Raw genomic sequence first — 15,302 nt, forward strand, 5'->3', positions numbered from 1 at the left:
CGACCCGCCCGGGGCGGCACGCCCGCCGTCAGCCGGGTGGGAGCAGGTCGGCCGAGCGGGCGGCCACCACGGCGCCGACCAGCCCCAGCGCGTCGGCCGCCGGCATCGGGTCGAGCCCGCGCCCGTCGCGCAGGCGCAGGGCGACCGACCCGTCGGCGGCCTCCCGGCGGCCGAGCACCCCGACGTACGGGACCTTCCGGCGGGCCGCGTCGCGGATCCGGGCGCCCAGCGAGCCGGCCAGGTCGACCTCGACCCGCAGCCCGGCCGCCTCGGCCCGCCGCGCCAGCGCCACGGCCGCGTCGGCCTGGCCGTCGTCGACGGGGAGCAGCACCAGCTGCACCGGGGCGTACCAGGCCGGGAAGGCGCCGGCGTGCACCTCGATGAGGTACGCGAAGAGCCGCTCCATGCTGCCCACCAGGCTCCGGTGCACCATGACCGGCCGCTTCCGGTGCCCGTCCGCGTCGGTGTACGACAGGTCGAACCGCTCGGGCTTGTCGAAGTCGAGCTGGATGGTGGAGATGGTCGACTCCCGGCCGGCCGCGTCCACGATCTGGATGTCGATCTTCGGGCCGTAGAAGGCGGCCTCGCCCGGCCCCTCGTGGTAGTCCACCCCGTCGAGCGCGGGGCGGAGCAGCTCCTCGGCCCGCGCCCAGTCGGCGTCGTCGCCGACGTACTTCTCCCCCGGCCCGCGCAGCGACAGGCGGAACCCGGCCGGCCGGACGCCGAGCGCGGCGTGCGCCTCGCGGATCAGGCGGAGGATCTCGCGTACCTCGTCGCCGACCTGCTCCAGCGCGCAGAAGTTGTGCGCGTCGTTCAGCGAGATGGCGCGGACCCGGGACAGGCCGCCGAGGACACCGGAACGCTCCGCCCGGTACATCCCGCCGATCTCCGCGACCCGCAGCGGCAGCTCCCGGTAGGAGCGGCCCCGGGCGCGGAAGACCAGCGCGTGGTGCGGGCAGAGCGCGGGGCGCAGCACGAACTCGTCGTCGGCGCTCAGCCGCATGGGCGGGAACATGTCGTCGGCGAAGTAGCCGAGGTGACCGGAGAGTTCGAACAGCTCCCGTTTGCCCAGCGGCGGCGAGTAGACGTGCCGGTAGCCGGCCCGGCGCTCCAGTTCCCGCACGTACTCCTCGACGGCGTGCCGGGCGGCCGCTCCGGCCGGCAGCCAGATCGGCAGCCCGGCGCCGGCCAGCGGATCCGAGACGAACAGCTCGAGGTCCCGGCCGAGCCTGCGGTGGTCGATCATGTCGCTCTCCTTGCTGGGGTACGACCCGGAGGCGAGCAGACCCGGAACGCCGCGAGGCCCCGGAGCGGATCGCCCCGGGGCCTCGTCGACGGAAACGTCAGTGCGGCGCGCCGGGGATACCCGGCGTCGTGGTCACGACCGCGCTGCGCATGCGGCGACGGTACGCGCGGCGGCGCGGCTGGCGCACCTGGATTTCGCGACGCGCCCGGCGACGGTGCGGTGGGAGCGGGTCGCCGGCACGGGACCTGCCGGCGACCCGCGGCGGCCCGTCCGCCGGGAACGGGGGACCCGACGTCTCCGGAGCCGCGCGCCGACAACGGTACGCCGCGGATCGTCGATCCGCCGCCCGCCCCCGCGGGGGGCGACGCCGTGGCGGCTCGTCACATTCGGCGGCGCTGCGTCGTTGTACACCGGTGGCCTGCCGGTGTCGCCGGTCACCGCCGGGCAGGGCAGGTCACGGTGACGCGGGACACGCCGTCAGGCTCGGTGCGGTCGAACGGGGAACTCCGGCGAGGTGGCGGTCGTGGCCGAACTCATCTCTGACGTCGCGTCGCCCACGTGGGCGTACGCGGTGCTGCTCACCCTGCTGGTCGCCGACGCCTTCGTGCCGGTGGTGCCGACCCAGGTCGTCATGATCACCAGCGGGGCACTGACCGTCTACGGCGGGCTCAACCTGCCGCTGACCATCGCGGTCGGCGCGCTCGGCGTCTTCGCCGGCGACCTGGCCTGCTACGTGCTGGGCCGCACCGCGCCCACCCGCCGCGAACCGCGACACGGGACGCCGGGACGGGCCCGCCGGGCCGCCGCCCGGGTCACCCGTGGCCTGCGCGAACCCGGGCCGCTGGTGATCCTGCTCTGCCGGTTCGTGCCCGGTGGCCGGATGGCGGCCTGCTTCTCGGCCGGGCGCAGCCGCTACCCGTACCGCCTCTTCGTCCTGTACGAGGCCGCCGCCGCCACCTGCTGGGCCGCGTACGGGACGCTCGTCGGCCACCTCGGCGGCGCCGCGCTGACCGAGTCGGCGTGGCGGCTGCTGCTGATCGGCGGAACGGCGGCGGCCGGGTTCGCGGCGGCGGGCTGGGCCATGACGGTGATCGGCGCCCGCCACTCCCGCCCCGAGGCCGAGGTGACGGTCGAGGAACCGACGGCGGCCTCCTGATGATCGAATGAATCAGGGCCGAGGGCTCTTCGCCTTCTGTCGGGCGTAGTAGGCGCGGGCGCGGTTGCGGTCGCCGCAGTCCTTCGTGTTGCACCAGCGGCGGTTCCGCCGCGGTGACGTGTCGAGGTAGACCCAGCCGCACGCGACGTCTTCGCACTGGTGGAGGCGGTCGAGGTCGTCGCGCTGGGTGAGAGCCACGAGCCCGCGGACGATGCGATCGCGGGGCAGGCTGAGGTGGGTTTCCCGGTCTCGCCATTGCCAGCGGTCGCCCGTGCGGACCAGGTCTGCTGCGGCGATCGCCGCCCGGTACATGCCGGCGAGGTCCGCGGCGGCCTCGTGGTCGTCCTCGAAGAGGGTCGCGTAGGCCCTCTCGCGGGCTTCGACGACCTGTTGCCGCTCCCGCTCGGCCCGGGCGTGGTCCCGGCCGGCGAGATCGCGCAGGGTGACGGCCTCCTCTTCGCTGATCAGGTCGGATTCGAGGCACCAGTCGACGACGTCGGAGAAGGTCCTCAGGTGTTCGGTGCGTTCGCGCCCGCCGAGGCGCCACGCGACGGTGTTCACCAGGTCGAGCATGCGGTCGCCCGCGATGTGGCCGAACCTCACCCTCAGCTCCTCTCATGGGTAAAAGCATTCTTGCATGTGAGAAGGCTCCACTGGCATGCTCATGCCTGATCAGCCCTTCACCCATGAGAACACCACCAGGAGGCTGCTCGTGCCTGCCGCTGCGCCACGCAGACCGTTCACCGCCCTGTGGGCGTCCCAGGCGTTCTCGAACCTCGCCGACGGACTGCTGCAGGCCGCGGCGCCGCTGCTCGTCGCCACGCTGACCCGTGACCCGCTCGTGGTGGCGGGCATGACGGTGGTGCAGTTCCTGCCCTGGCTGATCGCCACCCTCCCGCCGGCGCGCTGGCCGACCGGGTGGACCGACGTCGGATACTCACCGCCGGCAACTGGCTGCGCGCCGCCGGCTTCGCGCTGCTCGCCGTGGCCCTGGCGAACGGATGGCGCCACGTCGCACTGCTCTACGCCGCGGTGTTCCTGGCTGGTTGCGCGGAGACGTTGGTCGACAACGCCGCCCTGACCATCCCGCCCCGCCTCCTGCCACGTGAGCAGCTCGAGCGCGCCAACGGCCGGTTGTTCGCGACCCAGTCCGTCATCAACACCTTCATCGGTCCGCCCGCCGGCGCGGCGTTGTTCGCGCTGGCGGCATCAGCGGCCTTCTACACCGGCGCGGCCGCGTTCGCCTTCGCCGGCCTGGCAGCTCTGCTGCTGCCCGCGTTGCACCCGACCGGCGAGAACCAGCCGCGCCGCCGCTCGACCCCGACCACCATCACGCAGGACATCCGCTCCGGATGGGTCCACTTCTGGCGCCACGACCTGCTGCGCCGGGTCGCGTTCATCTCGGCGGCGATCAACTTCTTCGGCTCGGCCACCGGCGGGCTGCTCGTCCTGCTGATCACCGGCCCGTACCAGCTGCCCATGTCGCGCTACGGCCTCTTCGTCGCCGTGCCCGCCGCCGGTGCGATCGCCGGCTCACTGCTCGCCGAACACGTCGTGCCCCGCATCGGCGGCGGCCCCACCACCTGGCTCGCCGCCCTCGTCCCGGCCGCCAGCTACGCCATCCTCGGCCTGGGGCACCACACACCCCTGGCCCTCGCCGGCATGTTCTGCGCCGCCGTTGCCGCCTCGCTGAACCAGATCGTCGTCAGCACCCTGCGCCAAGCGGCGGTTCCCGACGAACTGCTCGGCCGCGTCACCGCCGCCTACCGCCTGGTCGTCCTTGGTGTCGTCCCCCTCGGCGCCCTCGCCGGCGGCCTGCTCGGACGCGGTCTGGGGCTCCGCGCCACCTTCATCGCCGCGGCCCTCGGACTCGTGCTCGCCGCGCTGCCGCTCGCCTCCCGGGTCACCACCCGGGCCCTGCGTGACGCCGAACCCACCCGTCACCGGAACGAGCTCCAGCCCGCGCCCTGAGTCCGCCACCCGCGCGGCCCACGATTCCCCACGCCGCCATGGGCGTCCCCGATCGGTACATCTAGGGGGCGACCCCGGGATCGAAGTGGGTGGTGGTCCCCGATCCGTTTCGGGCGGCTCCGGCGACAGGCTGAGGCATGCCTGGAACCCGGAGCAGTGGTCTGTTGGCCCTCGGCGGGATCGCCCTGGCGGCGGTGCTCGCGGTCCTCGGTCACCTCGAGGTGAGCGACGACCTGAATCCCTGGTCGCTGACCGTCAGCGACTTCGCCGTCTCGGACCGGGGCGGCGTCATCGACACGGCCATGGCGGTGCTGGCGGCGGCCACCGTCGTACTGCTGCCGGCGCTGCGCCGGGCCGGCGCGGGCCGGCTCGCGGCGGCGCTGCTGGTGGCCTGGTCCGCCGGTCTGGTGGCCGCCGCGGTGGTGCCCACCAACGAGCCGGGACTTCCCATGGACACCGCCGCCTACCTGCACCGGTACGCCTCGGTGGTGGCCTTCCTGGCCCTGCCGGTCGCCGGCTGGCTGCTCGCCCGGCGGCTGGGCGGGCGGGCCGCCGGCTGGCTGCGCGGGCTCGCCCTGACCAGCCTGCTGCTGGCCGCGGCGATGATCTGGTCCGCCTACCCGGGCGACCGGGTGCTCATCGGCCTCGCCGAGCGCCTGCTCATCCTCGCCGAGGTGGCCCTGCTCGCGGTGGTCGCGGCAACGCTGGCCGGGCGGCGCATCGGCGGCGTGGCGGTGTCCCGGGGGTGGGAACACCGCCAGCTCGCCGAGGTGGCACGCGAGGTCACTCCAGCTCGTGGAGCATGAGCTGGCGGGCCGCCTCGGTGATCGAGCCGGACAGGCTCGGATAGATGGTGATGGTCTGGGCCAGCTCGTTGACGGTGAGGTTGTTCTCGACGGCCATGGTGATCGGCAGGATCAGCTCGCTGGCCTTCGGCGCCACCACCACGCCGCCGATCACCTGCCCGCTGGCGGGCCGGCAGAAGAGCTTGACGAAGCCGTCGGCCAGGTCGTCCATCTTCGCCCGGGCGTTGCCGGAGAGCGGCAGCATCACCTGGCGGGCCGGGACCTTGCCGGCGTCCACCTCGTCCTGCGAGACGCCGACGGTGGCCAGCTCCGGGTCGGTGAAGACGTTCGCCGCGACGGTACGCAGCCGCAGCGGCCGGACCGCCTCGCCGAGCGCGTGCCACATCGCGATCCGGCCCTGCATGGCGGCGACGCTGGCCAGCGGCAGCACCCCGGTGCAGTCGCCGGCCGCGTAGATGCCGGGGACGTTGGTCCGGGAGACCCGGTCGACCGTGACGTAGCCGCCCCGGGCCAGCTCGACGCCGTACTCGGCGAGGCCCAGGTCGGCGGTGTTGGGGATCGAGCCGACCGCGATCAACGCGTGCGAGCCGGCCACCACCCGGCCGTCGGAGAGCACCACCTCGACGCCGTCGCCGATCCGGCGGACCGCCTCGGCGCGGGAGTTGTTGAGGATGGTCATGCCCCGGTTGCGGAACACCCGCTCGATGGCCGAGGCGGCGTCGGCGTCCTCGTGCGGCATGACCCGGTCCCGGCTGGAGACCAGGGTGACCGCGACCCCCATGGCCAGGTACGCGCTGGCGAACTCGGCGCCGGTCACGCCGGAGCCGACCACGATCAGGTGCTCGGGCAGCTCCGGGAGGTCGTACACCTGGCGCCAGGTGAGGATGCGCTCGCCGTCGGGCAGGGCCGTGGGGAGCTGGCGCGGGGTGGCGCCGGTGGCGACCAGCACGGTGGTGGCGGCGATCGAGTACTCCTCGCCACCGTCGGCCGGCGCGACGATCACCCGGTGGGTGTGACCGAGGGTGTCCTCGCCGAGCCGGGCGGTGCCGGCGACGAACTCGACCCCGGCCTTGATCAGCTTGGCGTGGATGTCCGCGGACTGGGCCAGGGCGAGCCGCTTGACCCGCTCGTGCACCGCCGGGGCGTCGACCGTGACCGCCTCCAGCCCGTCGGAGTGCACGCCGAACTCCTCGGTGTCCCGGTAGCCCGTGACCACCTCCGAGCTGGCGATGAAGGTCTTGGACGGCACGCAGTCGGAGAGCACGCAGGCGCCGCCGGCCCCCTCGGCCTCGACCACGGTGACCTCAGCGTCCAGCTGGGCGGCGACCAGCGCCGCCTCGTAGCCGGCCGGCCCCCCGCCGATGATCACGATCTGGCTCACAGGGCCATCCTTTCGTTCGCGACTGCGGGGCTCCGCTCCGCTGCACTCCTCGCGCTCACCGCGCTCGCCCCCGACCAATGCTCACAGTGACTTTCTTCTCCCCGTCGCGTTCGACACGCACCGTCGTATTCTCCCCCACCCGTCGGTCCGGCTATCGTCATCGCCGTGCGTCTTTACGCCGCTTACGGCTCGAACCTGGACCCCGCTCGCATGCGCGCCTACTGCCCGCATTCGCCGATGGTGGGTACCGGCTGGCTGGAGGGGTGGCGGCTCACCTTCGCGGGCGAGGACGTCATCGGCTGGGAGGGCTCGGTCAGCACGGTTGTCGAGTCGCCGGGCGACCGGGTCTTCGTGGCGCTCTACGACATCCACCCGTACGACGCGGCCCAGCTCGACGAGATCGAGGGCGTGACCTCGGGGACGTACCGGAAGCTGACCGTCCGCGTCTCGACGCTGGACGGGGACGTGACCGCCTGGGTCTACGTCTTCGACGGCTACGAGGGCGGCCTGCCGACGTCGTGGTACCTGTCGGAGATCGCGAACGCGGCGGAGAAGGCGGGCGCGCCGGACGACTACGTCACCGAGCTGCGGTCCCGCCCCACCGGCACCGCGTCCGCGTAGCGCGTCTCCCACGTCTCCAGTCTGCTCCGGCGGGTTCTCCGGCCGGGCGCCGACCCCGCGGCGGGTCGCGTATCACACACCCGCGGCGGGGACGCTCCGCTCGTACATGTCGGTCCAGCGCGCGTCGGCCAGCCCGACCGAGCGGTAGAGGGTGACCGGGGCGGTCGGGTTGGCCAGGTCGACACCGAGACCGGCCTCGGCCCGGCCCTTGGCCGCGTAGACGGCGAAGGCCCGGCGCAGCAGCGCCGCACCCACCCCGCGCCGCCGGTACGCGGGCAGCACGGACAGCGTCCGCACCCAGCCCATGTCCTGGTCGAGCGCCTGGTCGGAGGACTGGAGGGCGCCGGCCGGCTCCCCGTCGACCTCGGCCACGAACCACTCGTCCCACACCTTGCCCGAGGAGGGGAGCGCCTCGCGCCACCGGTCGAAGTCGACCGGCTCGTAGTCCGGGGTGTCCCGGAACGCGGTGTCGAAGATCCGGTGGAACAGCCGCAGGTCGGCCTCGTCGTCGGCGCGCAGCGGCCGGACGGTCACCCCGGCCGGGGGCGCCGGCTCGGCGGGCAGGTCGGCCAGCGAGCGGGTCATCCGGATGTACCGCTTGATCCGGGTGAACCCGGCCGCGACCAGCTCCTCCGCCCAGCGGGTCTCCGGCGCGAAGACGGCGGTACGGACGGTGAGGGCGGGCAGGCCGCGCTCGGCGGCCCGCTCGGCGACCCGGTCGAGCAGCCGGGCCAGCAGCGGGGCGCGCAGGTCGGCGCCCCGGTCGGGGTCGACGTAGACCTCGACGAACTCCCGGCCCACCCCGGTGGGGTTGCTCAGGATGGTCCAGCCCACCGCGGTGCCGTCCGGGTCGGTGACCAGCCAGGAGTCCCGGGCCGGGTCGACGAAGGGTGCGGTCAGCGCGTCCCGCACGTCCTCCGCGTCGAAGTCGGGGTAGCCGACCGCGAAGGTGTCGGCGGCGTGCACCACCGCCAGGATCGCGGGCACGTCGTCGAGGGTGGGGCGGCGGGCGGTCCAGCCGGCGGGAAGCGTCACGCGGCAGATCCTGGCAGCCGCCCCCGCGACCGCGCTTCCCATTTATCGGCGGAGGCGCAGCCGCGCGGCGGTGAGCAGGTTGAGCAGTTCCGCGCCCTCACCGGGGGTGAGCGCCCGGAACGCCGGGGAGACCAGCCGGTCGGTCACCGCCTCGGCCCAGAGCCGCCGCCGCACCAGCGGTCCCACCGGCGGGTACGGCGGCGGCCAGCCGCACGCGGCGGCGCCGGCGTCCCCCTCCGGCCCGGCCAGCACCGCCTCCAGCGGGGTCATCCCGGAGGCCCGCACCGCCAGCAGGTACGCCCCGGCGAAGTGCTCGCGGAGCAGCAGCAGCGCGACGGCCGCCCGGGCGCCCGGCGCGGGGTCGTCGACCGGCATGGCCCGCCAGGCGGCGAAGAGCGGCATCCCGCTGCCGTCCGCCGCGTCGACCGCCCGGCGCAGCAGACCGGCGAGCCGGGACGTCGCCGGGGCGTCACCCAGGGTGGCCACACCCCACCGGCAGCACTCGGCCAGGTTCGCGCCCGCCACCTCCAGCGGCGGGACGGTCCGCACGGCGGCGTCCCAGCCGTCGGCGACCGCCTCCGGCGCGATGAAACCGAGCGCGGCGGCGACCGTCTCGGCGCGGACGTCGCCGAGCGCCCCGGCCCGGCCGGTGATGTAGAAGGCCCAGCCGGAGATGCCGAGCAGCCGGGCCCGGCGCAGCGTCGACGGGCAGCGCGAGAACGCCTCCCCGAGCTCCAGCACCAGCGGCTTGCTGGCGGCGGCGACCTGCTCCGGGGTCATCGGCGGCCCCCCACCGTCCGTCCACCGTGGTCATCCATCACGGTCAGTCTGCCCCGTGACCACCCTCCGCGGCATCCCCCTCTTCGGCGTCGAGCGCCTCCAACGCGGCCTCCACCTCACCGGTGCGCCGGCGGGCGGCGGTGAGCGACCGCTCCGCGCCCCGGCGGGCCAGCTTGGCCCGGCTCAGCTCCTGCTCGGCGACGGCCCGGCGGCGTTCGAGCTCGGCCAGCTCGGTCTCGATCCGGTCCAGCGTCGCCCCGCCGTCCCGTTCCGCGCCGGTGGCCTCGGCCAGCTCCGCCTCGGCCCGCTCCTGCTCGTCGCGGGCCTTCGCCAGCTCGCGTTCCACGGCCCGGCGGCGCCTCGCCCGCTCGGCCCGGGCCGCCCGCTCGGCGGCCCGCTCGTCGCGCGTCCGCCGGGCCTCGGCCCGCTCGGCCGCCCGGTCCGGTACGGCGGGTTCCTCCTCCCCACCGCCGGTGACCAGCCGCAGCTGCGGCCGGGGCACCTCGCCGAACCCGGCGTAGTGGGTGGCCCGCAGCAGCCGGCCGGCGCGGACCTGCTCGGCCACCTCGGTGTCGGAGAGCGCCGCGTTGAGCGTCGCCTCCACCTCACCGAGCGGCAGCTTCCCGACCGGCGGGGCGCCCGGCTCGGCGGTGGCGAGCTTGCGTACCTCGGCGACCAGCGCGCCCACCACGGCCCGGCGCTGCGCGGACAGCTCGCGGAGCCGGCCGCCGCGCAGTTCGCGCTGGGCGGAGCGGAGCGACTCGGCGAGCTGCGCCAGGTCGGCGACCAGCTCCGGGCGGCGGATGGCGAGCAGGTTGACCAGCCAGGCGGCGACGGTGGGCCGGCGCAGCTTGCCGATCTCCCGGGCGCCCTTCGGGTCGCCGGCCCGGCGCGCCTCGGCGACGGCGGCGTCCCGCGCCGCGACGAAACGGTCCGGCGGCGTCGCGTAGAGCCGCTGGACCAGGTCGGGGGGTGGACCGGCCATGCGGGGTCAGGCGTCGATCCGGGTGCCCGGTTCCAGCCGCCGGTACTCGGTCTTCGACAGCGCGGTGTACTGGCGGTCGAGCACGCCGAAGCCGTTGGCGTTGAGCAGCGCGTCGTGCAGCGCGAAGGCCCGCCGCGGGGCGACCGCCCGGATGAAGTCGACCACCTCGGAGAACTTGGACCAGGGCGCGTGGATCGGCGCGAAGAGCGTGTCCACCTGGACGTCGTCGGGGACGACCAGTGAGTCGCCCGGGTGGTAGACGACGTCGTTGAACAGGTAGCCCAGGTTCTGGACGACCGGGATGTCCGGGTGGATGACGGCGTGCTGGCCGCCGTACGCGCGGACCGCCACGCCGGCCGCGGTGAACGACTCGCCCGGCACGACCACGGTCAGCGCCTCGGCCGCGTCGCCGAGGGCGCCGGCGAGCGAGGCGGGACCGTAAACCGGGACCGGCCGCCGGTCCAGCGCCCGGGTCAGCGCCTCGACGTTCACGTGGTCCGGGTGCTCGTGGGTGATCAGCACCGCGTCCACCCCGTCCAGCGCCTCGGGTTCGCTGTAGCCACCGGGGTCCACGACCAGCACTCCACCGTCGTGCTCCAGCCGGACGCAGGAGTGGGTGTACTTGGTGACCTGCATCGTGACTCCTCGATTATCGAATCGTGACGTCCTCAGCGCAGTCTGCCGGAACCGGCGCGGTATCGCGTCGCGTCCGACGTATCGGTCCCGCAGCGGGGCCGCCGGAGGATCGGAGCGGGGACATGAGGATACGGGACAGCCACCGCCGGGGCCGGGCGCTCGCCGCGGCCGGGCTGCTGGTGGTGTTGGGCGCCGGCGCATGCAGCGCGGGCGACAGTGGGGGCGACAACGCGAGCTCCGCCGAGCAGCCGCAGGCGGTGGCGGGTGGGGCGGCGGACCGGGACCAGGCCGCGCCGGAGAAGGCGCAGTCCGGTACGGGCGGCGCGGACCTGCGGGTCGACCAGCGGGCGATCATCTACACCGGAACGCTCCAGGTACGGGTGGACGACGTGGAGCGGGCGGCCCGCGAGGCGAGCACGGCCGTGACGGCGGCCGGCGGCTTCGTCGGCGGCGACCAGCGCAACAGCGACTCGGCGGACGCCCGGGCCGAGCTGATCCTGCGGGTGCCGGCGGAGCGGTTCACGACCGTGCTGGAGGCGCTGGCCAGGCTCGGCAAGCAGGAGCGGCGCGAGGTGCGGACCGAGGACGTGACCGAGGAGACCGTCGACCTGGACGCCCGGATCGCCACCCAGCGCGCCCGGGTGGACAGCGCCCGCCGGCTGCTGGCCCGGGCCACCTCGATCAACGACCTGGTCACGCTGGAGAACGAGGTGGGCCGCCGGGAGGCGGACCTGGCCTCGCTGGAGGCGAAGAAGCGCCGGCTCGCCGACCTGACCGCGCTTTCCACCGTCACGGTGACCTTCGTCGGCCCGGAGGCCGCGGCCGCCGAGGACGAGACGGAGCTCGGCTTCCTGGCCGGGCTGCGGGGAGGCTGGACGGCGTTCCTGGGCGCGTTGCGGGTGGGGCTCACCGTGCTCGGCGCGGTGCTGCCGTTCGCGCTGGCGATCGGCGTGCCCGTGGCGCTGGTGCTGATCCTGGCCCGCCGGCGCGGTCGCCGTACGCCGCCGGCCGGTCCGGCGCTGCCGGAGCCGGCGGGTCCGGTGCCTAGCGGGCCGCCGCCAGTGCCCGCAGCGCGGTCTGGACCATGAGGCGTACGCCGACCGGGATGGCGCGCTCGTCCACGTCGAACGAGGCCCGGTGCAGGTCCACGTTGGGCCCGTTCCGGCCGACGCCGAGGCGGGCGAGCGCGCCGGGCACGTGCTCCAGGTACCAGGAGAAGTCCTCGCCGCCCATGCTCTGCGGGGTCTCCGCGATGCCCTCGGGGCCGAGCGCGGCTGCGGTGGCGGCGGTGAGCACGCCGATGGCCCGGGCGTCGTTGGTGACCGGCGGCCGGCCGCGCAGGTATTCCAGGTCGACGGTGGCGCCGGTGGGGGCGAGGACGTCCCGCACCACCTGAGCCACGATCTTCGGGGCCTGGTCCCAGGTGTCCCGGTCCATCACGCGCAGGGTGCCGGCGGCGCAGGCCTCGGAGGGGATGACGTTGTAGCGGGTGCCGGCCGAGGCGTGGCCGAACACCAGCAGCAGCCCGCTGTTGGCCGGCACCCGGCGGCTGACCAGGGTCGGCACCTCGGTGACCAGCCGGCCGAGCGCGTCGACCAGGTCGACGGTCAGGTGCGGGCGGGCGGTGTGCCCGCCGGGGCCGGTGAGCCGCACGGTGACGTTGTCGGCGGCGGCGGTGATCGGGCCGACCCGCAGGCCGACCTTGCCGACCGGCAGGTTCGGGTCGCAGTGCACGGCGAAGATCTGCACCACGTCGTCCAGGCCGCCGGCCTCGATGACCTCCAGCGAGCCGCAGGGCAGGATCTCCTCGGCGGGCTGGAAGATGAGGCGCACCCGGCCGTCGAGCTGGCCGAGGTCGGCGAGCTGGGCGAGCAGCATGCCCACGCCGAGCATCACGCTGGTGTGCACGTCGTGCCCGCAGGCGTGGCAGACGCCGTCCACCGTGGACCGGTACGGCACGTCCTTCGGGTCGCTCAGCGGCAGCGCGTCGATGTCGGCGCGGAGCGCGATCACCGGGCCGTCCGGGCGCCCGTCGATGTCGCAGATGACCCCGTTGCCCTTCGGCAGCAGGCGCGGGCTCAGCCCGGCGAGGGAGAGCTCGCGGTGGACCAGGGCGGCCGTCTCGAACTCCTCGCCCGACAGCTCCGGGTGGGAGTGGATGTGACGGCGGGTCGCGATGAGGCCGGGTACCCGCAGCGCGAGCAGATGGTCGAGCTCGAATGGCAGGGGCTGGGACCCGGTCGGCGCCTCCGGCCAGGACGACGCCAGCGGGCTGCCCGACGGCAGCGTCAACGCACTCGTCACGTCGAATTCTCGATCACTAGAGATGGATGGATCATCGGGGAGAACAGCAGACAGCCTAGACCTCCGGCGGTGACGCTGCGCAACATCTTTCGCGTAGCGGTCGGACCGCGCAGCGTCACGAATGCCCTGGTGAGAGGGCCCGAATATCTGCGGGACAGCAGGTAGATCGCGGTCGAACGCCGTCATCTGCCCCACACCTCCTACAACGCGTAACCGATTCATCGGTCACCAAATCCCGGTCGTCGTTCCGAATTGTCGCATTAGTCGCGGCAATTAACTGCCGCTCCGACAATTGCGTGACAACGGTCGGCTGTCAGACGACTCCCGACCGTGACATGCCGGTCCGGAGTACGACCGCACAGGCTGTCCGTCCGGTTCACCCGAGCGGGTTACCCGCATTCCCGATCCGCACACGCATGCCGGCTCCGGCCACGCTGCCCGACGACCCGGGAGCGGCGCCCGGGCGGCGTCGCCCGGGGAGGATCCGCACCGAGCCGTCACCGCCCCCGCCGCGTGCGGGGAGACCATCGACTGTACGCCGCCATGGGGGCGTACGCCCAGGTCAGCCCGGGGTCGGGAACGCGACGGCGGCCCGCGCCGGACACCACGTGGGTGCCGGCGGGGCCGCCGTCGGGTCGCGTCAGAACCGGTCGCTCGGCCGGTAGATCCCCCACACGTCGCGCAGCGTTCCGCACACCTCGCCGACGGTGGCCCGGGCGCGCAGCGCGTCCTTCATCGGGTAGAGCACGTTGGCGTTGCCCTCGGCCGCGGCCCGCAGCTCGGCCAGGGCACGCTCGACGGCGCCGGAGTCCCGCTGCGCGCGCAGCTTGGCCAGCCGCTCCGCCTGGCCGACCTCGATCGTCGGGTCCACCCGCAGCGGCTCGTACGGCTCCTCCTCGTCGATCTGGAACCGGTTGAGCCCGACCACCACCCGCTCGCCCGAGTCGATCTCCTGGGCGATCCGGTACGCCGACTGCTCGATCTCCCGCTTCTGGAAGCCGGCCTCGATGGCGTCCACCGCCGAACCGTGGTCGAAGACCCGGTGCATCAGCTCGTCGGCCGCCGTCTCCAACTCGGCGGTCATCGCCTCCACCACGTAGGACCCGGCGAACGGGTCGACGGTGGCGGTCAGGTCCGTCTCGTACGCCAGCACCTGCTGCGTACGCAGGGCCAGCCGGGCCGCCTTCTCGGTGGGCAGCGCGATCGCCTCGTCGAAGCTGTTGGTGTGCAGCGACTGGGTGCCGCCCAGCACCGCGCCGAGGCCCTGCACCGCCACCCGGACCAGGTTCACCTCCGGCTGCTGGGCGGTGAGCTGCACGCCCGCGGTCTGGGTGTGGAACCGCAGCATCATCGACTTCGGGTCCTTCGCCCCGAACTCGTCGCGCATCAGCCGGGCCCAGATGCGCCGGGCCGCCCGGAACTTGGCGACCTCCTCCAGCAGCGTGGTGCGGGCCACGAAGAAGAACGACAGCCGGGGCGCGAAGTCGTCCACGGCCAACCCGGCGGCGAGCGCCGCCCGGACGTACTCCACGCCGTTTGCCAGGGTGAAGGCGATCTCCTGCGCGGGCGACGCCCCGGCCTCGGCCATGTGGTAGCCGGAGATGGAGATCGTGTTCCACTTCGGCACCTCGGAGCGGCAGTACGCGAAGGTGTCGGCGACCAGCCGCAGCGAGGGCTTCGGCGGGAAGATGTACGTCCCCCGGGCGATGTACTCCTTGAGGATGTCGTTCTGGATGGTGCCGTTGAGCGCCGAACCCGGCACCCCGGACTCCTCCGCCACGAGCTGGTAGAGCAGGAGCAGCACCGAGCCGGGCGCGTTGATGGTCATCGAGGTGGAGACCTTGTCCAGCGGGATGCCGTCGAAGAGCGTCCGCATGTCCTCGATGGAGTCGATGGCGACGCCGACCTTGCCCACCTCGCCGTGCGCGATCGGGTCGTCGGAGTCGTACCCCATCTGCGTGGGCAGGTCGAAGGCGACGGAGAGGCCCATGGTGCCGGCGCGCAGCAGCTGGTGGTAGCGCGCGTTGCTCTCCGTGGCGGTGCCGAAGCCGGCGTACTGCCGCATGGTCCACGGACGGGAGGTGTACATCGTCGGGTAGACCCCGCGGGTGTACGGGTACTCGCCCGGGCCGCCCAGCCGGGAGTCCAGGTCCTCCGGAAGGTCGGCCGCCGTGTAGACGCCCTTGATCGGGAAACCCGACTCGCTTGACCGCGCTTCGCTCATTACCGGATGGTAGGACGCGGTCGCCGTTCGTTGGGTGAGGGATACCGCACACCCGTCGCGGCGGCATCGACCGGAGGTGAGTAGCTGGCCACATACCGTCGAGTAGGTAAACGTCCGCCGCGTCGGGTTTCGCATCGGGCGTCGGAACCAGCAAGAT

Annotated in this window: 14 protein-coding genes; 5 read left to right on the forward strand and 9 right to left on the reverse strand. The window is 73.9% G+C overall.

Annotation, left to right across the window (positions count from 1 at the left end):
* Positions 1 to 28: 28 nt before the first annotated feature.
* A complete protein-coding gene (gene thrS, locus IEY96_RS01230) occupies positions 29 to 1,246 on the reverse strand; it encodes a threonine--tRNA ligase (protein ID WP_189192945.1) in 1,218 nt (405 codons plus the stop codon).
* Between the two features lie 523 nt (positions 1,247 to 1,769).
* Here thrS and IEY96_RS01235 point away from each other — a divergent pair.
* Positions 1,770 to 2,402 carry a DedA family protein gene (locus IEY96_RS01235; RefSeq protein ID WP_189192946.1) on the forward strand — a complete coding sequence of 211 codons (633 nt, stop codon included), beginning with the start codon at positions 1,770 to 1,772 and terminating at the stop codon, positions 2,400 to 2,402.
* A 12-nt stretch (positions 2,403 to 2,414) separates the two neighbouring features.
* On the opposite strand, the gene IEY96_RS01240 is transcribed toward IEY96_RS01235, so the two are convergent.
* Positions 2,415 to 3,005 (reverse strand): CGNR zinc finger domain-containing protein, encoded by a 591-nt coding sequence (locus tag IEY96_RS01240; protein WP_229791335.1) that lies wholly within the window; start codon positions 3,003 to 3,005, stop codon positions 2,415 to 2,417.
* Positions 3,006 to 3,320: 315 nt separating this feature from the next.
* On the opposite strand from IEY96_RS01240, the gene IEY96_RS01245 reads away from it, so the two are divergent.
* Both IEY96_RS01245 and IEY96_RS01250 read left to right on the forward strand, forming a co-directional pair.
* Positions 3,321 to 4,373, forward strand: a complete 1,053-nt coding sequence (locus IEY96_RS01245; protein ID WP_229791336.1) for an MFS transporter — start codon at positions 3,321 to 3,323, stop codon at positions 4,371 to 4,373.
* A gap of 137 nt (positions 4,374 to 4,510) precedes the next feature.
* On the forward strand, positions 4,511 to 5,179 hold the full coding sequence (locus IEY96_RS01250) for a DUF998 domain-containing protein (RefSeq protein ID WP_189192947.1): 669 nt from the start codon (positions 4,511 to 4,513) through the stop codon (positions 5,177 to 5,179).
* Here IEY96_RS01250 and IEY96_RS01255 read toward each other — a convergent pair.
* Positions 5,157 to 6,560, reverse strand: a complete 1,404-nt coding sequence (locus tag IEY96_RS01255) for an NAD(P)H-quinone dehydrogenase (RefSeq protein ID WP_189192948.1) — start codon at positions 6,558 to 6,560, stop codon at positions 5,157 to 5,159. The two genes, IEY96_RS01250 and IEY96_RS01255, sit on opposite strands and share 23 nt — an antisense overlap.
* Before the next feature lie 165 nt (positions 6,561 to 6,725).
* On the opposite strand from IEY96_RS01255, the gene IEY96_RS01260 reads away from it, so the two are divergent.
* Positions 6,726 to 7,181 (forward strand): gamma-glutamylcyclotransferase, encoded by a 456-nt coding sequence (locus IEY96_RS01260; protein WP_091260426.1) that lies wholly within the window; start codon positions 6,726 to 6,728, stop codon positions 7,179 to 7,181.
* A gap of 72 nt (positions 7,182 to 7,253) precedes the next feature.
* Here the strand turns inward: IEY96_RS01260 and IEY96_RS01265 are convergent, their stop codons facing one another.
* Genes IEY96_RS01265 through IEY96_RS01280 form a run of 4 tightly spaced genes read right to left on the reverse strand, consistent with a single transcriptional unit; the run spans position 7,254 to position 10,617 of the window.
* Positions 7,254 to 8,216, reverse strand: coding sequence for a GNAT family N-acetyltransferase (locus IEY96_RS01265; protein WP_189192949.1), 963 nt, complete (start codon positions 8,214 to 8,216; stop codon positions 7,254 to 7,256).
* A gap of 42 nt (positions 8,217 to 8,258) precedes the next feature.
* On the reverse strand, positions 8,259 to 8,996 hold the full coding sequence (locus IEY96_RS01270; RefSeq protein ID WP_189192950.1) for an SCO6745 family protein: 738 nt from the start codon (positions 8,994 to 8,996) through the stop codon (positions 8,259 to 8,261).
* A 43-nt stretch (positions 8,997 to 9,039) separates the two neighbouring features.
* Positions 9,040 to 9,981 (reverse strand): hypothetical protein, encoded by a 942-nt coding sequence (locus IEY96_RS01275; protein WP_189192951.1) that lies wholly within the window; start codon positions 9,979 to 9,981, stop codon positions 9,040 to 9,042.
* A 6-nt stretch (positions 9,982 to 9,987) separates the two neighbouring features.
* Positions 9,988 to 10,617 carry an MBL fold metallo-hydrolase gene (locus IEY96_RS01280; RefSeq protein ID WP_189192952.1) on the reverse strand — a complete coding sequence of 210 codons (630 nt, stop codon included), beginning with the start codon at positions 10,615 to 10,617 and terminating at the stop codon, positions 9,988 to 9,990.
* Between the two features lie 122 nt (positions 10,618 to 10,739).
* Between IEY96_RS01280 and IEY96_RS01285 the strand changes: the two genes are divergently transcribed.
* Entirely contained in the window at positions 10,740 to 11,705 is a 966-nt protein-coding gene (locus IEY96_RS01285) for a DUF4349 domain-containing protein (RefSeq protein WP_189192953.1), read from the forward strand.
* Here IEY96_RS01285 and IEY96_RS01290 read toward each other — a convergent pair.
* Positions 11,662 to 12,921: an amidohydrolase gene (locus IEY96_RS01290; protein WP_148426436.1), complete on the reverse strand. Its 1,260-nt coding sequence runs from the start codon at positions 12,919 to 12,921 to the stop codon at positions 11,662 to 11,664. The genes IEY96_RS01285 and IEY96_RS01290 overlap by 44 nt on opposite strands.
* Positions 12,922 to 13,561: 640 nt before the next feature.
* On the reverse strand, positions 13,562 to 15,145 hold the full coding sequence (locus tag IEY96_RS01295; RefSeq protein ID WP_189192954.1) for an acyl-CoA mutase large subunit family protein: 1,584 nt from the start codon (positions 15,143 to 15,145) through the stop codon (positions 13,562 to 13,564).
* Positions 15,146 to 15,302: the final 157 nt, after the last annotated feature.

This window comes from Micromonospora fulviviridis (assembly GCF_014648395.1).
Classification (GTDB): Bacteria; Actinomycetota; Actinomycetes; order Mycobacteriales; family Micromonosporaceae; genus Micromonospora; species Micromonospora fulviviridis.